This is a genomic window from Paenibacillus sp. alder61, assembly GCF_020179875.1.
Taxonomy (GTDB): Bacteria; Bacillota; Bacilli; order Paenibacillales; family Paenibacillaceae; genus Fontibacillus; species Fontibacillus faecis.
In genome coordinates this window covers 161,199-182,794 of sequence record NZ_JAIUDG010000009.1, presented here as the reverse complement: position 1 = coordinate 182,794, position 21,596 = coordinate 161,199, and the positions used below count along the sequence as shown (strand labels likewise).

The window sequence follows — 21,596 nt, the reverse complement described above, 5'->3', positions numbered from 1 at the left end:
GCTATTTCACACCGCCAAGCCAAATTCGACAAAATAGCGGCGTAAAAGTCCTTTATTTACCTGGCGGGCACGGAAAAATAACTCATCTCGGCCGGAGAGACGCGCTTTCCCCCCGGCTTTTCATCCGGGCAGTCGCGGCGGTATCTCCCCTCCTCCAGCTTTAGGTCGATAAAATCGACGACCTGCTGGAGCGCGGCGATTTGTCTGGAGATATTTTCCCGGTGACTCTTTAGGAGTTCCACCAGTTCGGGATATTCCCCGGGATCCGTATCGGCGGAGACCGCCAAAAAAGGCCGCATTTCCTCCAGCGGCATCCCCGTTTTTTTCAGGCATGCGATCAGCCGGAGGGTATGGATATCCTCCTGACGGTAGATGCGGTGCCCGTTGTCCTTTCGCTCGGCACGAGGCAGCAGCGCGATTTTTTCGTAATATCGAATCGTATCCTCAGTCATTCCGGTTTGCTCGGCGGTTTGTTTTATCGTAAAGGTTCGCTCATCCTTCACCCTGTTCCCTCCCGGACGAATTGTATTTCATGCATTATACATCTTGGAGCTTACTCCAAGTCAAGTCTCTTATTTGCAGGGGAAAATCTCTTTTTATGCGCCTTGACTTGGAGTCGGCTTCAAGTTATAGAATGTGCGCTATCAGAGATTATCCCGTTATCAGGAGGAGATGCACAATGAGTAAGAGCCCAAGTGAACATATCGCATTGATTACAGGAGCAAGTGCCGGGATCGGATTGGAATTAACCCGGAAATTGCTGTCGGAGGACTGGCAGGTCGTTGCATTAAATCGTTCCGACTTTCCCCGGGAAGATGCGAGCATCCAAAATGCGATCCAGAGTGGAGCACTTCGAATTTATAAAACAGAGGATCTTGCCGACTATGCCAGCTTGAGACGTGCTTTGACAGAGATCAAAAGCAGGGAGCGGCGGATCGATCTTTTGTTCAATAACGCCGGAGGGTCATTTCCCGAGCTGAGCTATTCGCAACAAGGGCGCGAGAAGCATTATGAGCTGTTGACGGTCGTTCCTTATATTATTCTGATGGAGTTGAAGGAACTCTTAACCCTCGGTCGGTTAAAAACGGTGATTAACACCTCATCATCAGCCTTTAGATCGACAAAGTCGTTTTCCGTCGAAATCCTGGAACACCCCAAAACCTTCCGTAAGCTGATCGGTCCTTACGCCACCTCTAAGCTGGCACTTTCGCTGTGGACCCAGGCCATCGCGGCGCAGCTTGCCAAGGACGACATCAAGATCCGCAGCGTCGACCCTGGCGCCAACAATACGCTGAGAAAAGGAAAACGGTCCGGATTGCCTCTTCTAGTGAAAATAATCATGAAGCTGTTTTTCTCCCCGCCTACTCACGGCGCCGACAGGTTGTATGATGGAGCACTTGGGGAACATCAGAATAAAACCGGCGTGTTTTTGGTGAAAGGTCGGGTTGCGGAATTAAAATTTCAAGAACAGGCGCGGAACGTTTTGGACAGGATTCAAGCGATTTATGAGCAGGAATTTTTGCGGGGGAATTTTAGCTCATGAGATGGCTATTAAATCTAGTGTCCCATCAGACCACCTGGATAACAGAATTCCTGCATTTATGCATGTTTTTTTCTTGTTCGGAACAAAAATTTTAAAATTCCTGCAAATCTGCAGGAATTTTTGACGAATCAGGCCCGCTTTTCTAAAATCGCTAGAAATGCCTGCAGATTTGCATCTTTTTGGAGTTTCCTGCTACGATGCCTGATGAGATACTACTAGAATTCCGTTGATATCCTTTTTCTATATAAAATGATCGCAGATATTGTCTCATCTGCGATCATTTATAACAATAAGGCCTCAAATACAAGGGAATCAACGTCAATAAACCTTTTTCAACAGTTCGATCATCTCATCCAAGGTGAGACCAAAGGACTTGTAGTAGGGCACCTCGCCAGCCATTTGTTTCGTAATCATTTCATCGCGTATTCGTTGCATTTCGCCGGGCGGGAAATCGGCCACGAAGCATCCTTTTCCTGGTACCGAGTGGATCAAACCGCACCGTTCGAGTTCTTCCCATGCCTTCTTGACGGTGATGACACTAACGCGCATTTCATGGGCGGCTTGCCGGATCGGCGGCAGACAATAGCCGCTTTCCAGTTCCCCTTTCAGAATTTGAGCGCTAATTTGCTCAAAAAGCTGCTGATACATCGGTTTTTCAGCGTTGTTCGAGACCGCCATGTTTACTGGATCTCCACTTGAAGGAATCGCTTGACCCCAATGCGATACGCAATGGCAGTGAGTGCAAAGAATATCGCGATCCCCGCAATCAGGATACAGGTTTGAATCACCCTGCTGTTGGCATCCGTACCATAGAAAATACCAGACAAAACCGGGCTCTGGATTCCGATCCACTGGACAACCCCGGCGAACAGCATGGCAGCCGTTATGGAATAGAGGATCGCCGCACCGATTTTGTACGCGGTCTTGTAATACATAGGAATAAAGATCAGGTTAAAAATCGCTAACATGACAAAGCACAGACCCCAAAAACCCAAATTGGGCGGGAAGAAATAGTAATCAAAATTTGGATATATCCGCAACGTGACCAGACCAAAAACCATGGCAATCCCGATATGCAGCAATTCCAGCCCGGCGACTACGGTTACCCTGGCTCTTACGATGTCGCGTTTAGTGACGGGCATCATCGAGGTAAACATCAGATCGTTCTGCGATCTGAATTGGTTAAACATATTCGGTACCGTAATCCAGCAAAAATACAGTAGAACAATGAAGTAGATCCAGCCGGGAATAAGCATTAAAGCGCCGGTCAACAAAGGCATGGCAAAAAACAGAGGGTGCACACCTAATTTAATATCCTTCATCACCAAGTTATACATGGACTTCCTCCTTCTTCGTAAAAAAAATCAAGATCTCCTCAAGGCTCGGCGTGGCGGCTTTTATGCCATAGGATGAATCGAAGTCGCTCGCGTGAATCAGCCCCGTAAAGCCGAACGAATTCGTTTTATAGGAAATCAACCGGTCCTTTACCCGGTCCAGTTCGCGCGCGGTACCGTTCAGCAGGAGATAAGAGGCTTTGAATTCTTCCTTCTCACAGCTACGAATAATTTGCCCACCCGAGATAAACGTAATGAAATCCGCACACTTCTCCAAGTCGGAGGTAATATGGGTCGAAAAAAGGATGCTAACTTCGCCGTCCACGATAAGCTCCTGGAAAATATCCAGCAAATCGTCCCTTGAGGCCGGATCAAGCCCGCTGGTCGGCTCGTCGAGGACGAGAAGCTTAGCCCCGTGGGATAAGGCCAGGGCCAGGCTGTATTTTACTTTCATGCCCGTCGACAGGTCGGCGATTTTTTTGTTCTCGTCCAATTTGAATCTTCGCAGGTAGTGGTAATAGGTCTCATCATTCCAGTTCCGATAGAACTTCTTTATGGTCTCGGTCAACGTCTTCATTTTACTGCGCGTATAAAAATCGATGCCCCCGAAGGCGAATCCGATCTCCTGCTTCAATTCAAGTTCATGTTCGGCCATGCTTCTGCCCAGAATATGAACCTCGCCGCTATCGATATGTGTCATATTCAAAATCGACTTGATCGTCGTAGTTTTACCTGCACCGTTGACACCGATAAAACCCATAATGTAACCCTTCTCCAGTTGAAACGAAACATCTTTGAGCTCAAAGCTCGGATATTTCTTGTTTATGTTCCGCACATCTAACGTCAGCATGCTGTACCCCCTCGTAAATTGTGTATACCGTGCATGCACAATATATCACCAAAAGTTGGCATCGTCAATACCACTAGAACCTAGCAGGTTAAAAAATGTAAAAACACCCGCCGGACTTTAAAGTCGGCAGGTTATAAATGTCGAGCTGCATATGATAAAAAAAGCCCGCTCGCAGCAGGCTCTTTTGAATTTTAGTGTATATTCTTCTTTCTGAAATTGCCGCCTTTCACCTCGGCTACATCATAGACGACCACAAAAGCGTTCGGGTCGATTTCCTGAATGATTTGTTTGATCTTGCTGTCCTCCAGGCGGTTAATAACGCAAGTGATCTCTTTGTATTGTTCATTGGAGTAGCCGCCGTAAGCATCCGTATAGGTCGAACCGCGCCCTAACCGGTCACGTATCGTTTCCACCATTTTTTCGGGTTGCGTGGTAATGATCTTGAAGGTCTTGGAACCGCTCAAGCCTTCTTCAACAATATGTATGACTTTGGATGCAATAAAATAAGCGAGTGCCGAAAGGATGGCCCCTTGTAAGCCAAATACGGTCGAAACCACAATGAAAACAAACGCATTTAAGAACAGAATCAAGTCGCTTGTCCCAAAAGGCAGCTTTCGCGACAGCAACACAGCCAGCATATCGATCCCGTCTAACGCCCCGCCATTTCTCAAGGCCAAACCCATTCCGAAGCCGATGATAATCCCGCCGACAACGGTAACCAATAATGTATCGCCATGAATAATTGTCGGTACATCATGCATAACAACCGTGCCGATTGCCAACGAAGCAATCCCGAGAACGGAATAAAAGGCGAAGCTTTTACCTATTTGTTTATAACCGAGCCATACAAAAGGGATATTAATTACAGCAATCAGCAGCCCTAACGGTAATCCAAACTGCTTCGAACCGACGATACTCAGGCCTGTCACACCGCCATCCGATACTTTATTGGGTATCAACACGGCTTCCAGACCGTACGCCGCTACAAGAGCACCTATGATGATCAATAATCCTCTTGATATGATTTTCAGAATATTCGAGTTGTGTTTGCTGCTTGCATTCATGCTACTTCCCCTTTCAGAATAAATACACCAAAAGCTGCTAAAAAACAGTCTATAATATTTTTCATAAAAAAAGCAAATGGAAGCCTGGGCTGTCAATTTTAAGATTCGCTCGCTTCTGCTGCCGGAAGTAAGTTATAGTAGGAGTAGTTGAAAATACATTCCAGGAGGCTGCCGCCATGTCACAGGAAATCTGGATTAACCTGCCGGTCAAAGATGTTGTGAGGTCAACCGCATTTTTCAATGAAATCGGATTTCATGCGGTGAGCGTTGGAAGCGAGAGAGCCCAGCTGGTCATAGGCCAAACCACGATTCTGCTGTTCCCGGATGAAACGTTTGAGAAATTTACAGGTTCAAAAACCGCAGATACTTCCCATAGCGCGGAGGTCATATTTTCCATTGGGGCCGGAAGCAGAGAAGAAGTAGATGATTTTATCCGAAAAGTTGAGTTTGCCGGAGGAAGTATTTTTGGCAAGCCGAGTGAAACGGACGGCTGGATGTATGGCGCAGGATTCGCCGACCTGGACGGTCATCGCTGGAACCTGCTGTACATGGATGAGAGCAAAATGCCGAAACGCTAATATGGAAAGCAAAGGCGATGGATCTCTCCATCGCCTTTGCTTTCCATCCGATTGTGCCTATAGCGTGAAACTCAACTTCCCTTGCTATTTCTTCTTATAGAACTCATGATACAGCTTCATGAGCGCTCTTTTCTCAATCCGTGACACATAACTCCGGCTGATGCCGAGCTCCTTGGCAATTTCGCGCTGCGTCCGCTCCTCGCCCCCATGCTCCAGGCCGAACCGTCCCTTGATCACTTCCTGCTCGCGTTCATCCAAAATGTCAAGGTTGCGGTAAATCTTGCTTTTCTCCATTTTAAGCTGAACCCGGTCCACGACATCGTCGGCCTCCGTGCCCAGGATATCAATCAGCGTGATTTCGTTCCCTTCCTTATCCGTTCCGATCGGATCGTGCAGCGACACGTCCTTGCGGGTTTTCTTCAAGCTGCGCAAATGCATCAGGATTTCATTTTCGATACAACGGGCCGCGAACGTGGCCAGCTTCGTGCCCTTATTCGGCCGAAAGCTTTCGATCGCCTTAATGAGCCCGATCGTTCCGATGGAGATGAGATCCTCCAGGTCCTCGCCGGTGTTATCGAATTTTTTGACGATGTGCGCCACCAACCGCAGGTTATGCTCGATCAGCAAATTGCGGGAAACCGCGTCGCCTTCGGCCATCCGCTGCAGATGCCTCGTCTCTTCTTCCTCTGTGAGGGGCTGGGGGAACGCATTATTTTTCACGTACGACACAAGCAGAGTCAGCTGTTTGATAAATAAGGCTATGGCAGTAAACAATCCGGGCAAAGAAGACACCTCCTGCTGAATCTCATGACAATAAAACAACCCATCTCCATGTGGGATCATTTCATTGTATGTGGGCAGGGGCCCAACCGTGCCTGTACGGGGAAAAGAAATCGACCCTTCCGTATCTTCCGATGCGTATTCCATCAGTATTTTAGGCAAGCACGAACCTTTCTAAAACGCATAATTTGGATAGACAATAGCCAGCAAATCGAACAGGACTCCTACTGCATGACAAATGATTGGGGTACGCCATACTTATGAAGCCATTGCATCACTTCTTGGTTCCTCTGGTCTTGATACTTGTCCGCTAACCCATGCCGACCATCCGGGTATAAAACGAGTTTCACGGTCTTACCCGCTTCTTCCATTTCATCTGCAAAATCTTGAACGGTTTGCCAAATGAGACTTTCATCGGCAGTCCCTTGCAACAGAAGCACCGGTGCCTGAATATCGGGAACTCGATCCAGTATCGAATAATCCCCTTTCGATTCGGGATTGACATTAATTAAGCCATATCTTACATAACCTGCCGTCTCCCTGTTCTCCGCTACAATTTCAGGTGAATTTACGTCCGGATGCTCATCTAACCAGCGTAAATTTACATCCTTGGGAACCGTCATATATGTTAGGACTTTGATGTTATCACTCTTATAAAATAACTTGTATATATCAATATTCGGATTTTGACCAGGCACTTCTATTAGTTCTTTAGAGATAATCTCTATATCGCTCTCTGGTGGATCAGTTGCTTTACAGCTGGATAACGTGGCTGCAATCCATATAATTATAACGAGAATCAAAAGAAATGCTCTGTTTCTCGCACAACCGGAATATACCAATTTATCATATCCTTCTCATATCAGTAGATTCAATAGAATTCGGGTACATAGTTTTAACTTCTAAAAAAAATCCTCCCTTTCCCGCAAAAAAACACTACGGCATCTCAGGTTGAGATCGCAGTGCTCCATTCATTTAAGAAAATGGGCGAACTTATCCGGCGCATTCCGGATATCTTGTGCCAACTTCTCGTATTCCGCGGATAACTTGATCGAACGAACTCTTTTGGCATCTTGATCGCGAGGCTCAATGAATCCCATTTCCCGCCAATGGCTTATCTTTTCTCTTATTGAACGATCCGACAAACGAAGAAAGATCCCTCATCTCGCTTGTCGTCAGGGTGTCTTGTTTAAAGGATAATTGGGCGAACACCATTCTTTGTTGCGGATCTAACCTACGAATCAGATCGGGTTCAATCTTCGTCATTTGGACAGATTTCTCCGTTACGATCGCCGCGGCTTCCTGAAAAACCTCTGCCAAACCATCAATAAAGAACTCCAACCAAGGCGTCAAATCCGCCTCATTCCGCCCGAAATAATAGTTGTGATGGAGCCCCGATTCGTGAGTAGCGACATACGGGGTATTCTCCGGCGTTCGCAAGAGAATCGATGTCCATTTGTCTCCGGTCTTCCTACACCATCAGCAGTTCCCGGATATCCTCTTCCGTCAGGGTGCCCGCCGTATTGTTGTTGGATTCGATAACTTCCTCAATCAGATCTTTTTTGCGCTTTTGGAGCTCAAGCATCTTCTCTTCGATGGTACCTTCGGTAACGAGACGAATGACTTGCACCACATGCTTCTGTCCCATCCGGTGTGCCCGGCCGATCGCTTGTTCCTCCACAGCCGGATTCCACCACAAATCATACAGGATTACCGTATCCGCCCCGGTGAGGTTGAGTCCGGTTCCACCCGCTTTCAGCGAAATGAGAAAAATGTCTCCCTCCCCCTCATTAAACCGCCGGCATATATCAACCCGATCGGCCGCAGGGGTCTGTCCATCCAGATAAAACAACTTCCTGCCCGCCGCTTCCAGCCTTGCGCGAATCAGTTGCAGCATGCTGGAAAATTGCGAGAAAACAAGCAGCCTTTTTCCAGAAGACAGGCATTCCCCGATGGTTTCTTCCAAATGCTGCATCTTGCCGGAATCTCCCGTATAGCCCTCGACAAACAAGGCGGGGTGGCAGCACAGCTGGCGCAGCCGTGTAATCCCGGCCAAAATTTTCATGCGGCTTTTCTGGAAGCCTTCCTCGGCCAAATCCTTGGCCGTATCTTCCTGAAGCTTGGCCAGATAGGCCGCGTACAGTTTCTTCTGCTCCGGCGTCAATTCCGGACGCTGCACGGTTTCAATCTTGTCGGGCAGCTCGGTCAGCACATCTTTTTTCATCCGGCGCAAAATAAACGGACGCACCATCCGCGAAACCCGCTCGGAAGACAGCTGGCGAAAAGACGGTTGACTCGGAAACAGACCGGGAAATACCGCATCAAAAATGGACCACAGTTCATCCATCGAATTTTCAATCGGCGTCCCCGTCAAAGCAAATTTCCGGGTCGCCTGGAGTTCTTTGACCGCTTGCGCCGTCTGGGAGCCAGCATTTTTGATCGCCTGTGCTTCATCCAGAATCAGGCTGGCAAACGTCCGATCCCGATAAACCTCAATATCTCTTCGCAGCAAGGGATAGGAAGTGACGATAACGTCGGCTTCATCGATATCTTTCAGAAGCTCATTCCGCTCCGCCTTCAGCCCTGCTACGACCAGAACACGTAAATCCGGAGCAAATCGGGCAAATTCATTCTCCCAATTATAGGTCAGCGAGGAAGGTGCCACGATCAGTGTCTGAGTCCGTTCTTTCCCGGCAGCCTCTTGGCGTTCGGAAACAATATAGGCGATACTCTGCAGCGTTTTGCCCAGTCCCATATCATCCGCCAAAATGCCGCCGAAGCGGTAATGCGCCAGCATTTTCAGCCACTGGAATCCCTGTACCTGATAGTCGCGGAGCACGTTCCCGAGCTCCTCCGGCACCTCGAACTCCATCCGTTCCGGGTCGCGGACATCGTTGAGGAATTTGCGCAAAGCCTTGCCCCAGCTCACGCTTTTGTTCAATTCGCCGCGGTCAGGCAATTGCAAAGCCCGAACCGCCGGAACCTTGATCTTGTTGCCGCGCAGATCGGTTTTGCCGAGACCCAGCTGGTCGGCCATTTGGCCGAAGCTGGCATACTCTTCCTCCTCCAGGGACAGAAAGGCGCCGCTGCTCAGCCGGTAATATTTCTTCTTCTCCACGATACTCCGCATAATCCGGCGCAATTCCTTCTCATCGACTCCGTCCAGCTCGAACGAAATTTCGAGCCAATCCAGATTGCTGCCAAGGTCGGCCTTGATTCTCGGGCGGCTCTTCCGGTCCGTGAACATCGACTTGACGGCCGAGGACAAATAAATCTCCATCTCGTCCTCCAGTCGCGGCAGAACATAGAACAACATTTCATAAATTACATCCGCACCTTCGGCGGACCAGCTGTTGTCCGACCGCTTGAGCGGGGACTGATCCAGCATGCCGATCAGCCGCTGCTCCGCCTGGATGTCCCTCATCAGAATCTGATCCGTGTTTTCTGCAAGAGCTTGTCCGGTCGGCACGCTGTCCTTCAGATCCGGGACAATGATTGTCCCCTCATAGTCAAGCTCCAGACGCGCGGTCAGTACTTCATCCTGAATATCCAGATACAGCTTCGGGTACAACTTCGGTTCAACAATCCGCCCGGAGATGTCAGTTCCGATTGATAGGTTGCCTATTTTGCGCAATCCGGGAACGACGGTTTGCACGAAGGGAGCGATCTGTTCGACGGGGATGTGTAGCGTATTGTCAGATAAGTATTTATTCAACGTACTTTTCAGCATAGAGAGCAATCGGACTTCATTGGCTTCCAGCTTATACACAGCCCCTTGATATCCTGCAATTTCATAGGCTGGCAAAAGGATCAGATCGTTTAAATTGCTGATCCTCATCATGTAATCTTTACCTTTGGCCTGCTGGTCCAGCTTATATTCAAGCGGAAGCGGGCCGGACAGCAGATGAAACTTCACCGGGTTTGCCATACCTGGCTGGATCAAGCAATTCACCTGTTCCAGCATCGGAGCAAGTCGGGCCCATGTCTGGGGAGAGATGGCAACGGCTCTTGCATTCGCTCCATCACTAATGTAATAAGGGGCTGAACTGCGATAAAATTCCTCGATGTTCATGATTTCAATCAACTCGTTCAGCACAGCCTTCTCCCGCTCCGAGATCCGATGGATTTCCGGGTCATAACTGAACAGTTTGGTGAAAACCATCGATTGGCCCAGTTCCACAGCCTTGAGAAACTGCTTTATTTTTTGGACCACATAAAGTCTCTTGACCCCCACTTTCATTTCCAGAAACAGTTGACCTCCCTGATAAGAGTTTGTCAACTTGAGGAAATATTCGAGCTGCAAATCATCCTTAGACTTGATAGGTGCCGATGGATAGACTTCTCTTGATGGCTGTAGGTTATTTTTAAAAAGGGAGATCATCTCCATTACAGCAATTGCGCTCGATTTCGAATTGTGGCCCGAGGCAGTGGAGTCAAGAAAATGGCTCATTCTCTGCATCCATGGATCGGGATGGGAAGAAGCGGCTTCGTTCGCATCTTTCATAGCCAGAAGCAAAGCGCCAACGTGTTTGCAGTAATAGTAGGAACTCAAAAAAGCCGGACAGTTGCAATCCGCCTCAATTACTTCATCTTCCTCCACATAAACAGAAACATCGTATAATTTTGAGCCGGAGCCTTTTACGCGTGCGGAATAATACCCTTCGTCTTCATTACATTGAAAATTCACGACGCGTCCTGCACGGTAATATTCCACCCCTCTCTGATAGCTCGTCGTACCGCACATAGCCTTGATCTCATCGATTGGAAGTTGAATTGACAATTAGGGACACCACTCTTCAAAGTGTAAATTTAATCGCATTGTAACAATAACTCTTTATAAAATCTAGCAAATCAATGCCTTATCATATCATCTGCCGCCCCTCTCCCTCTGGCATGACGAACCCTAACGGTTTCTTGCCGCATATTTGATTGCCCTCCTTCATTCAAGATCAAAAATCACATTCATCCGCTGTACTCGTTAATTCCGCCCATCTTGCCGCCAGCAACTTCGCATAGTCCAGGCTTAACAAGCCGTAATGTCCGAGCGCATACCCGTCATTCACTTCAATCAGCAAGGTCTCCCCTTGTTCCGTCAATCCGATATCGACCGCATATCCGCTCGGGGCCGACCGGAACTGGGTAACCATGTTATGTAGGATTTGAGAATCAAAATGTAGTCTCCAGTCTCCTCTGTACCTGCGAGCATCCAAAATCTGTCCATACCTCACGAAGCATCTCCACTCCGCTTGGAATTTGACGACTTCCGAGCACCATACTTCGGGATCCTCACCATAAGACCCGCTTCCGACTAGATCCCTTGTGCTTCTGACCACAACCCCGGTAAATTTCTTATCTTCGACCGGTTTAACGAATACGTTCCAATTTTCCGGATGATTAGCAATCGTACTCAGCTTTGATTTCCACACTTTTCGGCCTAAATAGCCCGTTAGCTCTTCTGGGTAATCCATCTCGGGTGCGGTAATATCGTATTTACGGAGCATGGATCTGACGTCATCGACATAACCAACCACGATGTCTTCCTTTTGATGATCGGACAATTCACTTACATCTTGAAAATAACGCAATTCGAAACCCATCTGCTTAAATCCGTCATACGCGGCATAAAAATTGTGATTCGCAAATTCATGATCTGCGCCTTTTTTCAGGTATACTTTCATGGAGCGTCCCACCTGCTTCATATTTTATTGGTACGTATTAACGGGAAAAACTCATGTTAAATTTTCGCCTTTGCCCTTTAAATCCGATTTAGCTGGAAAAGTTCCAGCTATTTTACGGCGCAATCGCCGATTTACGCACTTTCGGGTAAAATAGCGGGAGGTTTTCCAGCTATTTTGCCTTCCCAACCACCTAGCCACCAATTTAGCGGGAAAAATTCCCGTTATTTATCCTGTCACGCCGCATAAAGAGATAAAATGTAGCACCCCACTCCGCCCAAAAACAACAGGTACGCCCAAACCACGTATCCCGCGTATGTTTTATAGTAGGTTGCCAGGGCGTGCTGACACAATGTCAGGACAAGGAACAGCAGACTTCCCGCCAGAATCATAGGGGGCTTCCCGAAAATCGCGGAAAACGCAAAAAATCCGAAGGGTACTGCATTTAAGAAGGTATAGATCCAATTCATGACCAATACAAACAAAACGCCCATCCCGTATTCGTGCTTTCCTTGGTGCCGGCGTGTTATTTTCTTTGAAAATACGGTATGCAAGCAGACCAGATAGACGATCAATAAACCGGCTGGCAGCAAAGCGTACAAATTAGGCACCACCTAACCCACAGTCTTGTCAAAAGCAGGCAACCCCCGTTTATTCAAAGTATAGCATAACAGTGGAGTTCCATCGGCAGGCGGCATGAGCAGGCATAGCAACAATGGTAATATTGGTAACATTGGTAACAGCGGGAGCGGGAGCAGCAGCAACACAGCAACAACAAAGCCCGCCGTAAGGGCGGGCACGCTGTGTAAATATTTCTCGCAAACTACCAGACAGGGGAAAATAAAATATTCAACCTTTCCGCTCCATCAGCCAGGCATGCCCCGGATCGTTGAAAAACTTCCAGGTCCGGTGCGGGCCCGCCATAACGTTAAGATAGTAGACTTCGTAGCCGGGCGGCGCGGAAACGGGATGATAGCCCTTCGGTACCAATACCGTTTGCGCGTCCCGAACCGTCAGCGTTTCGTCGATCGACAGGTCCTCCGTGTAAATCCGCTGCACAGCAAATCCCTGCTCGGGGACGACCCGGAAATAATAGGTTTCCTCGAGCAGCGATTCTTCCGGGAGATCGTCACGGTCATGCTTGTGGGGCGGGTAGCTGGACCAGTGTCCGCCGGGGGTGAACACTTCGACAACGAGCAGACTGTCGGCCGGCTCCTGCTCCGGCAGGATGTTATGAACCAGCCGGCCCATACTGCCGCTGCCCCGGTGCTCCACGCCCACCGCTTCGGGCGCAATCAACCGGGGCGACAGCGTCCCCCGGCCGGGCGCCCGGCATATCGCCAGTTCCAGCTCGGTCGACGCGCCGACGGTAAAACGGGTGCCGGAAGGAACGTAGACGGAGTAAGGAGGAGTTTTCTCGAACACACTCATCCGCCGCCCGATTCCCGTCCACCCTTCATCCCCGGCACTCACGTCCGCTTTACCGCTGAGAAGGACGATGCAAGCTTCCTGGTCCCCGGTTTCCTGACTCAGGGTCTGGCCGGGCCGCAGCCGGTACACTTCGAAACCCACATACTTCCATTGTGCCGATTCCGGCGTCACGGACAGAATGCGTCCGGATTTATCCGGCTCCCGAGCAGCCGAGATCAAATATTGCGACATGCTTCCACCTCCGCTATGGATGTTGTTTTCCCGCCGGTTCCAGTTCGTTGAGCAGCACCGGACGACCGAGCCGGGCCGAGCGTTTGGCGGCATGGGCGATCCGTTCGGCCTGAAGCCCGTCAAAACCGTCGACCTCCACCGGGCTCCCCGTACGGATGCTATCTATAAACCCCCGAATCTCCTCCAAGAAAGCCTCCTTATATCGCTCCAGAAAAAAGTAAAGGGGCTTCTCGCGGACAACGCCTTCTCCATGGCTGATCACCACGGAGTTCGGAAAATCATTGTCCGCCGTGACGCTTCCGCCTGATCCAAAAACCTCCACGCGTTGGTCATACCCGTACACGGCGCGGCGGCTGTTGTCGATCACTCCGATTGCCCCGTTTTTGAACCGCAGCGTCGTGATCGCCGTGTCCACATCGCCGTATTCGGCAAACACCGGGTCCACCAATACCGCGCCTTTGGCGTAAACCTCCTCGACTTCGCTGCCCGCCAGGAAACGCGCCATATCGAAGTCATGGATCGCCATGTCCATGAACAGCCCTCCCGAACGCCGGATATAATCCGCAGCGGGCGGAGAAGGGTCGCGCGAGGTGATTTTGATGATCTGCGGTTCGCCGATCCGGCCTTCCCGCACCAGCTCGCGGACCCGTTTGAAATTATGGTCAAACCGGCGGTTAAACCCGATTTGCATCATGACTCCGGCGCGCCGCACCGCTTCCAACGCCTCCTGGGTCCGCTGCAAATCCATGCTGACCGGCTTCTCGCAAAAAATATGCTTCCCCGCGGCGGCAGCCGCCAAGGTCAGCGGCACATGGGTATTCGTCGGCGAGCAAATGAACACGGCATCGATCTCCGGATCCCCGATCACCTCCCCGCTGTCGGTCGTAATTCGCCGGATTCCCCGCTTGGCGGCCCAGGCTTCCAGTTCCCCGCCGGCTAACGGATCGCTGATCGCCGCCACCTCCGCGTCATCCAGCCGCAGTAAATGTTCCGCATGGATTTTGCCGATCCGGCCGGCTCCGATAATCCCCACTTTTACCGTCTTCCCCATCCTGATTCCTCCGTTCCCGTTCTCTTCTCCCCCTCGGTTCAAAGGGAATACAGATATTCCATCGACCGTTTGGCGTATTCATAAGGAGGGTGCGCTGCCGGATCCTGCTCTCCCTCCAGCATCGCCCAGCCTTGATAACCGCGACTCTCCAGTTCCCGGACAATCGGGGCGAAATCGATGCACCCGTCCCCCGGGACGGTAAAGACGCCCCGGCGAATGCAGGTGATAAAATCGCAGCCTTCTTCCCGGGCGGCCGCAAGCACCCCGGGACGGACATCCTTCAAGTGAACGTAAGCCACGCGATCGGAATGGGTGCGCAACAATTCAAGCGGATCGGCCCCGCCGTACAAAGCATGGCCGGTATCAAACAGCAGATAGACCAGATTCGGATCGGTCGTCTCCATCAACCTTTCGATTTCATGAGGCCGTTCCACCGCGGTGCCGGCATGATGATGATAGGCCAGCTTGAGACCGAAGCTTTGAGCGATTCTCCCCGCTTCGTTCAGCCCCTCGGCCAGATGCTTCCAGCCCTCGTCGTCCAGGCCCCGCGGCGGAGCCCCGCCCGCGCCCCCTGCTCCTAAAGCATCGGCAAAAAAAGAACCTCCCGTCTCGCAGGTGCTGATCACCTTGCTGCCGAAGCCGGCCAGAAAATCCGCATGCCGCCGGTAAGCTTCCAGCTCCGCCGCTCGCCGGGACGGATCGGAGAACCGCACCGATTTCCATTGGGACACGAGCTGAATGCCGCGTGAATCCAGTTCCCGGCGAAGCACCGCCGGGTCCCGGGGATACTTGCGGCCCATTTCCGTTCCCTTCAACCCCAGAGCCTGCATGTCGTCCAGAATTTGTTCATAGGAAGTATCCGCGCCATGCTCTTCGACATCTTCGCCTACCCAGTTGATGGGATGGGCGCCCAGCTTAAAGCTCCATTTTTCCATGGATAACCTGCTCCTTTACGATCGAATTTTAGAAAGGCCGGGCTTCTCCGGTTCTTTGCAGCATCCGCCGATGTGCCGCGTTGACCTCGTTCGAGGAGGAATGCTCCGGCACGCCGACCCGCCACCAGGACTCGTATCCCCCGGTATGGGTTCCCGGCAGAACGGAAATCGCGATCAGCGTGGTGGCCTCCTCTTCCTTGGCGAGCTTCAGCGCGGCTTCCAGTTCCTCCGCCGTTGTCGCGCTGTAGGCCTTCACGCCCAGACTCCGGGCATGGGTCGCGAAATCGAAGGTCAGATAATCCCCGCTCAAGCTTCCCGTTTCCGGGCTGCGGTAGCGGAATTCGTTGCCGAAACCGCCGCTGCCGTTTTCCCGCTGCAGGTTGTGAATGCATTGATATCCATGGTTGTCAAAAAGCAGGATGGTGATCTTCCGCCGCTCCTGCAGGCTCGTGATCATTTCCGAATGCAGCATCAAATAACTGCCGTCACCCACCAGGGCATAAACGTCCCGGCCGGGCTCCGTCAAGGCGACGCCGAACGCGCCGCTCACCTCGTATCCCATGGTCGAAAAGCCGTATTCCATATGGTAGGTTTTCGGGTGGACGGAGCGCCACAGCCGCTGCAGATCTCCCGGCAAACTGCCCGCCGCGTTTACGATGACCGCTTCCGGATCGATCGTCTGATTGATGATGCCGAGCGCCCGGGTCTGCGACAAGCCGCCCTCCGCTTCGTCCGCATAGAGCCGGTCCACCTCCGCGTCCCACTCCGCTTTAAGCCTCGCCAGCTCATCGGGGTCATAGCCGCTTCGATACGACATGGCGGAAAGAACCGCCTTAAGCGCGGGCAGACTTTCCTTCGCATCGGCGATCAAGGGCAAGCCGTCCATCTTGATCCCGTCGGCCCCCTGAACATTCAGGTTTAAAAAAGACACCTGCGGATGGCGGAACAGCCATTTGGACGCGGTGGTAAAATCGGAATACCGGGTGCCGACGCCGATGATCAGATCCGCATCCCGGGCGAGCACATTGGCCGCCTTGGTGCCGAGCACGCCGATGCCGCCGACGCTTAAAGGATGGCGCCAGCTCATGGCGCTTTTGCCGGCCTGCGTTTCCCCGACGGGGATGCCGAAAGCTTCGGCAAAATCGGTCAGCTCCCGAATCGCCCCCGCATAGTGAACGCCGCCGCCGGCGATGATCAGCGGGCGGCGGGCGGCCGCGACCCTCTCGGCGGCCCGCTTCAGGCTGGCGGCCGCGGGAGGCCGGCGGTCCGGCGCGTGCACCCGCTTCGCGAAGAAGGAAGCCGGATAGTCGTACGCTTCCGCCTGCACATCCTGGGGCAGCGCCAGCGTCACCGCTCCGGTCTCCGCCGGGTCCGTCAGCACCCGCATAGCCTGGAGGGCGGCCGCCATCAGCTGCTCGGGCCGGGTAATCCGGTCCCAATAGCGGCTGACCGGCTTGAAGGCGTCCGTCGCGGAGACGGTGTAATCGCTGCCCACCTCCATTTGCTGAAGCACCGGATCCGGCTGGCGGCAGGCGAAATGGTCTCCGGGCAGAAGCAGGACCGGAATCCGGTTGACGGTGGCCGCCGCCGCGGCCGTCACCATATTCAGCGATCCCGGCCCGATGGATGCGGTACAGGCAAAGATCTGCCGCCGGTTGGTCTGTTTGGCAAAAGCGGCGGCGGCATGCACCATCCCCTGCTCGTTTTTCCCCTGGATGAAGACAAGCCGTCCTTTTCCCTGCTCCAGGGCTTCGCCCAAACCGGTCACATTGCCGTGGCCGAAGATGCCCATCACGCCTTTAAAAAAAGGAATTTCCTCCCCGTCCGCCTCAAGGTACTGGTTCTCCATAAACTTCAGCAAGGCTTGAGCCATCGTCAAGCGCAGCGTTCCCGTTTGCTCAGACATCGCGCTCCATCTCCTTTTTTACTTTTCATCCGCGGACGCGCCGCGTTCGTCCCGAAGCAGAAGGCCCAGGCCTTCCTTCATCTTCCCGACCTCCACGCCGGCCAGCATCATAATGCCGATGCCATGGTTGTCGTTGATCACGGTCCTTAGATCATATTTGTAATAATCCGGGGTAAAAGAGTACCTCGACCCGCTGCACACGCCATGGACGTTGCCTTGGCGGTCGATGGCCTCCCGCACCAGTCCCCGCCAGGCCCGGATGGCGGCTGCGCCGTAACCGTCTTTCGGCAGCCAGCCGAAACGGACGCCCCGGGCGAAAGCATAGGCGAACATCGCCGTACAGGAGGCTTCTTCATAAGCATCCTCCTCGGTCAGCACCTGCCGCCAAAGCCCGGATTCGCCCTGCAAGGCGGCGATGCCGCCGCAGAGCTCACCGAAGAAGTCCAGCAGCTCCGCCCGGTCCTTATGCTCCGGAGGCAGCGCCTCCAAAATTTCGGAAAGGGAAAACACCGTCCACCCGTTGCCCCTTCCCCAGGGAATTTTGGTGGCTTTGCCCACCTTAAAATCAAACACATGGGACATAACCCTCGGCTCCGGCATAAACAGATACCGGCGGAACAGCAAAAATTGACGGGCGGCCTCGTCAAGGCAGGCCGGGTCGTCCGCCGCCCGGGCGTAGCGGACCAGAAACGGGCCGCTCATGTACAGATCATCCGCCCACATCGTGTTTGCGGCATATTCGCCGGGGCACAGCCGGTAGAAGGCACCGTCGTCCCTTCGTTCCAGCCGGTTTTTGATGAAATCGGCAATGGCGCGGGCAATGCGGAGAAAATCCGGTTCCGGGCAGCGCTTATAAGCCTCCAGCATAGCCGAGCCGAAGGAGCCGCAGTTATCCAGCATCCGGATCAGCACCAGTTGATGATTGACGGATGGAAAACCGTAGATTTCTTTGTCCCATAACGCGTAGTCGTAAAAATCGGTGCAGACCGTAATATGCCTGTAAGCATAATCCGCGATATCCTTTCGTTCCAGCGTTTCCGCCGCGCGAAGCAACCCGTACATGGTCACGCCCAGGGGATAATCCCAGCGTCCGAAGTTGGTGGCGGAGCCGGTCGTCCACTTGTTGCTGAGCATGGCGTTTTCGTAGAAGGGCCGCACCGCGCACCCGGGCGCATCCAGCGACCAGTACACCTTGCCATGCGCCCCTTCGCCGCCGTCCGCATGCTCGAACAGCCGCCGCAAAGAAGCAGCCTTCGCCGGGGCGGCCGTCACATCGGGGGCGAGCGGGCCGGCATACAGCCAAGGGCCCCGGCTCCCGAGAACCCCGGCGGGCAGGGTCAGCGGGATCGGCCCCCGGGTACCGCTCAGTTCCAGCTCGAATCCCCAGCCCGCTTCCGAAGAAGCGGTCTGTACCAACACCTGGCCGCCCCCTTCCCCAAGCGTCACTTCTTCCCGGAAGGTGCCCGCCTTCTCCAAGCGGACGACAGGGGTTCCGTCCAGCCAGAAGGTGGTCGCGCCCCACACCCGGCCCTCCCATACCGTTCTCTCGCCCGGCAGGGCCCCGTCTATTCGGCTCCAGGCCAGAGCAGACACGGGCTTCCCCGCGTCCGGGCTTTCGAAGAGCCGCGCACAGTTGGGGCGCGCCATCCGATCCGCGCTCCACTCCCCCGTGGGGAGCCAGCGGAGCCCGCTGCTCTTCTCGGATCGCCGGTAGTCGGGAAACGCCCCGTTTCCCTGCTCTCCGAAGAGCGGCACGGCGGTGGGCTCGGAATACAGCCAGCCCGCCTCTTCCTTGCGCTCGGCGAAGGGGGCCAGCACCTGAAGGATGCGCACCTTCGCCTCCTCCGCCCCAAACCGGCAGCCGAAGCCGGCTTCGGTACGGCGGGCCTCGATCAGCAGCGTGTTCCAGCCGCGCCCCAGCGTCAGCGGCACGACCGCTTTCGCCTGCGGATCGAGTTCATCCACCGCGCTCGAACGGTACAGCAGACGCTCGTTCACGTACAACCGGATCGGCCCGAGCGGCATGATCCCCGTATCCAGCGAGCGCTCGTCGTCGCTCCACACCAGACCGAAGACGTAAGCGTAATCGCCCTGTCCGGCCTCGGGCAGGCGTGCCGTCAGGTCCATGTCAAACATGCCGTCCCCGGTCTGCAAAATGCCGTTCCGGCGAAATCCCCGGAAGGCGAACGGGAGCGGCGGATTCGCGCCGATGTAACGTCCGGCGAGGACGGGCAAAATATTCTCCGGATCTTCCCCCAACCAGTAGCCGATACTTTCCCGCGGTTCCAAATAATCCGCCATCGTTTCGTTTTCCCTCCATCTCTTTATCCGTTTGGTCGCGTTTACCCGACAATGACAAGGCGGATTTCCCGCTTCAAACCGTTCAACCCGATACCGCCAATCGCTCCCGCTCCCGTTTTCCCCTCACTACTCCCTTTTCGTTCCCGGCGAAAGCGTAAGGACGATCGTCTTTTCGAAGGGAGTCATCACATTGACGAGCAGGGTTTTGCAGTGAGGGGGGAGACCCGCTTCGCGGACGCCGGTCGATAAATGCGCCAGCTCTCCGCCCGTCAGCTCCACCCAGTCCCCTTCGCATTCGTACCGGGCGGCGCCCCCGCTCCACAGCAAGGTATCGCTGCCGTTATCCTGAAATTCCCCGGCGACGAACTCGCCTTCGCTGCCGAATACAAGCGAAATTTGGGTCATGACATCCAGCGGCTCCGCGCATCCGACTTTAAGCTCCCAGCCGCGATCCGTACGGAGCGCCTCCACCGTCACGCGGATTTTCTGCTCATGGGTGAGAAGCCGGCTGTGATGGGGCAGAAGATACCACGGGCTGACGGGCTCTCTGGATGTGACGGGGAGCAGCGTCTCCGCAACCGGTCCGTAATAGCCTTTCTTTTGTTCCCCTTCAAGCCTGTAGCCGTTTTCCAGCACGGTCATTTCCTGCATCGGAATGTAGCCGGGGTAGAAATAGGAGGCGATCTGAACCGCCAAAAGCCGGACTTTGCCGTGACGGAGCGCAAAGAACGAAGGGGTCTCCGTCATCAGCGTCACGCTGGTATCGCCGTCCCGGTAGCGGGCCACCGGTGCGCCGAATTCGGTATGCAGCCGGCTGTGGAAGACGCGGCCGTTATGTCCTGCCGCCTCCATCCCGGCCAAATAGCCGGCACGCAGAAACTCGCCGTTCAGCAGCTTTTCGTAACGGGTCGGAATCAGGGCCGGCTCCACGGCGGGCTGCCTTAATTCGGGCTCCAGCATCATCCGGACCAGCACATTGGTGGACACAACGCCGGGCCCCGTGAGGGCGCCCTCCGCCAGCCGGGCCATGCCGGCAAACACCGGATCGCGGTCCAGACGGGCCAGAATCGCATAAGGCAGATAGTACGGCGACAAATCATGATATTGGCCCAAATCCTGGCGCCCCGAATAATCCGTGACGATTTCACCGGACGGATGAACGAGGTAGGTCATCATCCGCAAATTCCGGCGGACCGGCTCAAGCAGTGCGGGGCGCCGCAGAAGACGGGCCGCGTGGATCAGCATAAGATCGCTGACCGCGCTGTAAATGCCGTTGCTCCGCTCGGTCCATTCGCCGTCCGGCGTGATGTCCATCCCTTCGGCCAGCCACTGGTCGGCCCGCCGTACGGCTTCCTCAAGGTCGAAGATGTCATGAAGAAATCCCAAAGCGGCGCACAATACCCAGCGATGATTCGGGGTGTGGCATCCGCCGGTCAGCAGAACCGGGATCGTCCTCTCCAGGAACAGCTTCATTCGTTCCACGACGGGGGCCAGCGGCTCCCAGGCATCTCCGGCAAGCAATTGGACCAACTGCGCATAACCGACGACGACAAAGGCCGTGTCCGGCGGGGAATGGGAGTTGGTCCAGCCCGGAGAAATGGAGCCGTCCTCGTGCTGGAGCCGCAGCACGAATTCCGCCGCCAGCTTGAGCCGTTCCAGCAGTTCCTCGTCCCGGTAAAAGGCGGATTTGGGATTGACCAAAGCCGCCCCCCAAAAGGCCATGACCGTCGGTGTGCCCGTCGTATGGTTGACCCAGGCGATGCCTGTCGCCGGATCGATCGTTCCGCCATAATAGCGGCTTTCCGGTTCCAATATTTGACGGGCCTTTCCTTCCTCCGCCCAGGCATCGTTCACAGCCACCAGTTTTTCGTACATCCTGCTCACTTCCCCCATGTTTAGTTCAGCGATCAGCCAACG

At 53.7% G+C, this 21,596-nt stretch carries 19 protein-coding genes; 2 read left to right on the top strand and 17 right to left on the bottom strand.

Annotated features, from left to right (window positions below; genetic code table 11):
* Nucleotides 1-56: 56 nt before the first annotated feature.
* Nucleotides 57-503 carry a MerR family transcriptional regulator gene (locus LBW89_RS11610; RefSeq protein ID WP_148451374.1) on the bottom strand — a complete coding sequence of 149 codons (447 nt, stop codon included), beginning with the start codon at nucleotides 501-503 and terminating at the stop codon, nucleotides 57-59.
* 176 nt (nucleotides 504-679) lie between these two features.
* On the opposite strand from LBW89_RS11610, the gene LBW89_RS11605 reads away from it, so the two are divergent.
* A complete protein-coding gene (locus LBW89_RS11605; protein ID WP_148451373.1) occupies nucleotides 680-1,543 on the top strand; it encodes an SDR family NAD(P)-dependent oxidoreductase in 864 nt (287 codons plus the stop codon).
* A 318-nt stretch (nucleotides 1,544-1,861) separates the two neighbouring features.
* Here LBW89_RS11605 and LBW89_RS11600 read toward each other — a convergent pair whose 3' ends face one another.
* The 4 genes from LBW89_RS11600 to LBW89_RS11585 all read right to left on the bottom strand — a co-directional run bounded on the left by LBW89_RS11600 (nucleotide 1,862) and on the right by LBW89_RS11585 (nucleotide 4,791).
* On the bottom strand, nucleotides 1,862-2,221 hold the full coding sequence (locus LBW89_RS11600; protein WP_148451372.1) for a GntR family transcriptional regulator: 360 nt from the start codon (nucleotides 2,219-2,221) through the stop codon (nucleotides 1,862-1,864).
* A gap of 2 nt (nucleotides 2,222-2,223) precedes the next feature.
* The gene (locus LBW89_RS11595; protein ID WP_148451371.1) at nucleotides 2,224-2,880 is read right to left on the bottom strand and encodes an ABC-2 transporter permease; all 657 of its coding nucleotides are present in this window, start codon (nucleotides 2,878-2,880) and stop codon (nucleotides 2,224-2,226) included.
* On the bottom strand, nucleotides 2,873-3,727 hold the full coding sequence (locus LBW89_RS11590) for an ABC transporter ATP-binding protein (RefSeq protein WP_148451370.1): 855 nt from the start codon (nucleotides 3,725-3,727) through the stop codon (nucleotides 2,873-2,875). The genes LBW89_RS11595 and LBW89_RS11590 overlap by 8 nt, the downstream gene beginning before the upstream one ends.
* 191 nt (nucleotides 3,728-3,918) lie before the next feature.
* Nucleotides 3,919-4,791, bottom strand: coding sequence for a YitT family protein (locus tag LBW89_RS11585; RefSeq protein ID WP_148451369.1), 873 nt, complete (start codon nucleotides 4,789-4,791; stop codon nucleotides 3,919-3,921).
* Nucleotides 4,792-4,967: 176 nt separating this feature from the next.
* On the opposite strand from LBW89_RS11585, the gene LBW89_RS11580 reads away from it, so the two are divergent.
* Nucleotides 4,968-5,369, top strand: coding sequence for a VOC family protein (locus LBW89_RS11580; RefSeq protein WP_148451368.1), 402 nt, complete (start codon nucleotides 4,968-4,970; stop codon nucleotides 5,367-5,369).
* Nucleotides 5,370-5,453: 84 nt separating this feature from the next.
* Here the strand turns inward: LBW89_RS11580 and sigK are convergent, their stop codons facing one another.
* From sigK to LBW89_RS11520, 12 genes are all read right to left on the bottom strand, one after another.
* Entirely contained in the window at nucleotides 5,454-6,152 is a 699-nt protein-coding gene (gene sigK, locus LBW89_RS11575; protein WP_148451367.1) for an RNA polymerase sporulation sigma factor SigK, read from the bottom strand.
* Nucleotides 6,153-6,373: 221 nt separating this feature from the next.
* A complete protein-coding gene (locus LBW89_RS11570; RefSeq protein WP_148451366.1) occupies nucleotides 6,374-6,952 on the bottom strand; it encodes an alpha/beta hydrolase family protein in 579 nt (192 codons plus the stop codon).
* A gap of 283 nt (nucleotides 6,953-7,235) precedes the next feature.
* Nucleotides 7,236-7,502, bottom strand: a complete 267-nt coding sequence (locus LBW89_RS11565) for a hypothetical protein (protein WP_225039199.1) — start codon at nucleotides 7,500-7,502, stop codon at nucleotides 7,236-7,238.
* Between the two features lie 118 nt (nucleotides 7,503-7,620).
* Entirely contained in the window at nucleotides 7,621-10,929 is a 3,309-nt protein-coding gene (locus tag LBW89_RS11560; protein WP_225039198.1) for a DEAD/DEAH box helicase, read from the bottom strand.
* A 169-nt stretch (nucleotides 10,930-11,098) separates the two neighbouring features.
* The gene (locus LBW89_RS11555; RefSeq protein WP_148451364.1) at nucleotides 11,099-11,827 is read right to left on the bottom strand and encodes an ATP-grasp domain-containing protein; all 729 of its coding nucleotides are present in this window, start codon (nucleotides 11,825-11,827) and stop codon (nucleotides 11,099-11,101) included.
* 233 nt (nucleotides 11,828-12,060) lie between these two features.
* On the bottom strand, nucleotides 12,061-12,426 hold the full coding sequence (locus tag LBW89_RS11550; protein WP_148451363.1) for a hypothetical protein: 366 nt from the start codon (nucleotides 12,424-12,426) through the stop codon (nucleotides 12,061-12,063).
* A 247-nt stretch (nucleotides 12,427-12,673) separates the two neighbouring features.
* Complete coding sequence (gene iolB, locus LBW89_RS11545) at nucleotides 12,674-13,486, bottom strand: 5-deoxy-glucuronate isomerase (RefSeq protein ID WP_148451362.1); 813 nt, start codon at nucleotides 13,484-13,486, stop codon at nucleotides 12,674-12,676.
* A 13-nt stretch (nucleotides 13,487-13,499) separates the two neighbouring features.
* Nucleotides 13,500-14,537 (bottom strand): inositol 2-dehydrogenase, encoded by a 1,038-nt coding sequence (iolG, locus tag LBW89_RS11540; RefSeq protein ID WP_148451361.1) that lies wholly within the window; start codon nucleotides 14,535-14,537, stop codon nucleotides 13,500-13,502.
* 38 nt (nucleotides 14,538-14,575) lie between these two features.
* Nucleotides 14,576-15,472 (bottom strand): myo-inosose-2 dehydratase, encoded by an 897-nt coding sequence (gene iolE, locus LBW89_RS11535; protein ID WP_148451360.1) that lies wholly within the window; start codon nucleotides 15,470-15,472, stop codon nucleotides 14,576-14,578.
* Nucleotides 15,473-15,500: 28 nt separating this feature from the next.
* Nucleotides 15,501-17,378, bottom strand: coding sequence for a 3D-(3,5/4)-trihydroxycyclohexane-1,2-dione acylhydrolase (decyclizing) (gene iolD / locus LBW89_RS11530; protein WP_148451359.1), 1,878 nt, complete (start codon nucleotides 17,376-17,378; stop codon nucleotides 15,501-15,503).
* A gap of 18 nt (nucleotides 17,379-17,396) precedes the next feature.
* Nucleotides 17,397-19,679, bottom strand: a complete 2,283-nt coding sequence (locus LBW89_RS11525) for a glycoside hydrolase family 105 protein (RefSeq protein ID WP_148451358.1) — start codon at nucleotides 19,677-19,679, stop codon at nucleotides 17,397-17,399.
* Between the two features lie 126 nt (nucleotides 19,680-19,805).
* Nucleotides 19,806-21,554 (bottom strand): hypothetical protein, encoded by a 1,749-nt coding sequence (locus LBW89_RS11520; protein WP_148451357.1) that lies wholly within the window; start codon nucleotides 21,552-21,554, stop codon nucleotides 19,806-19,808.
* Between the last annotated feature and the right edge of the window lie 42 nt (nucleotides 21,555-21,596).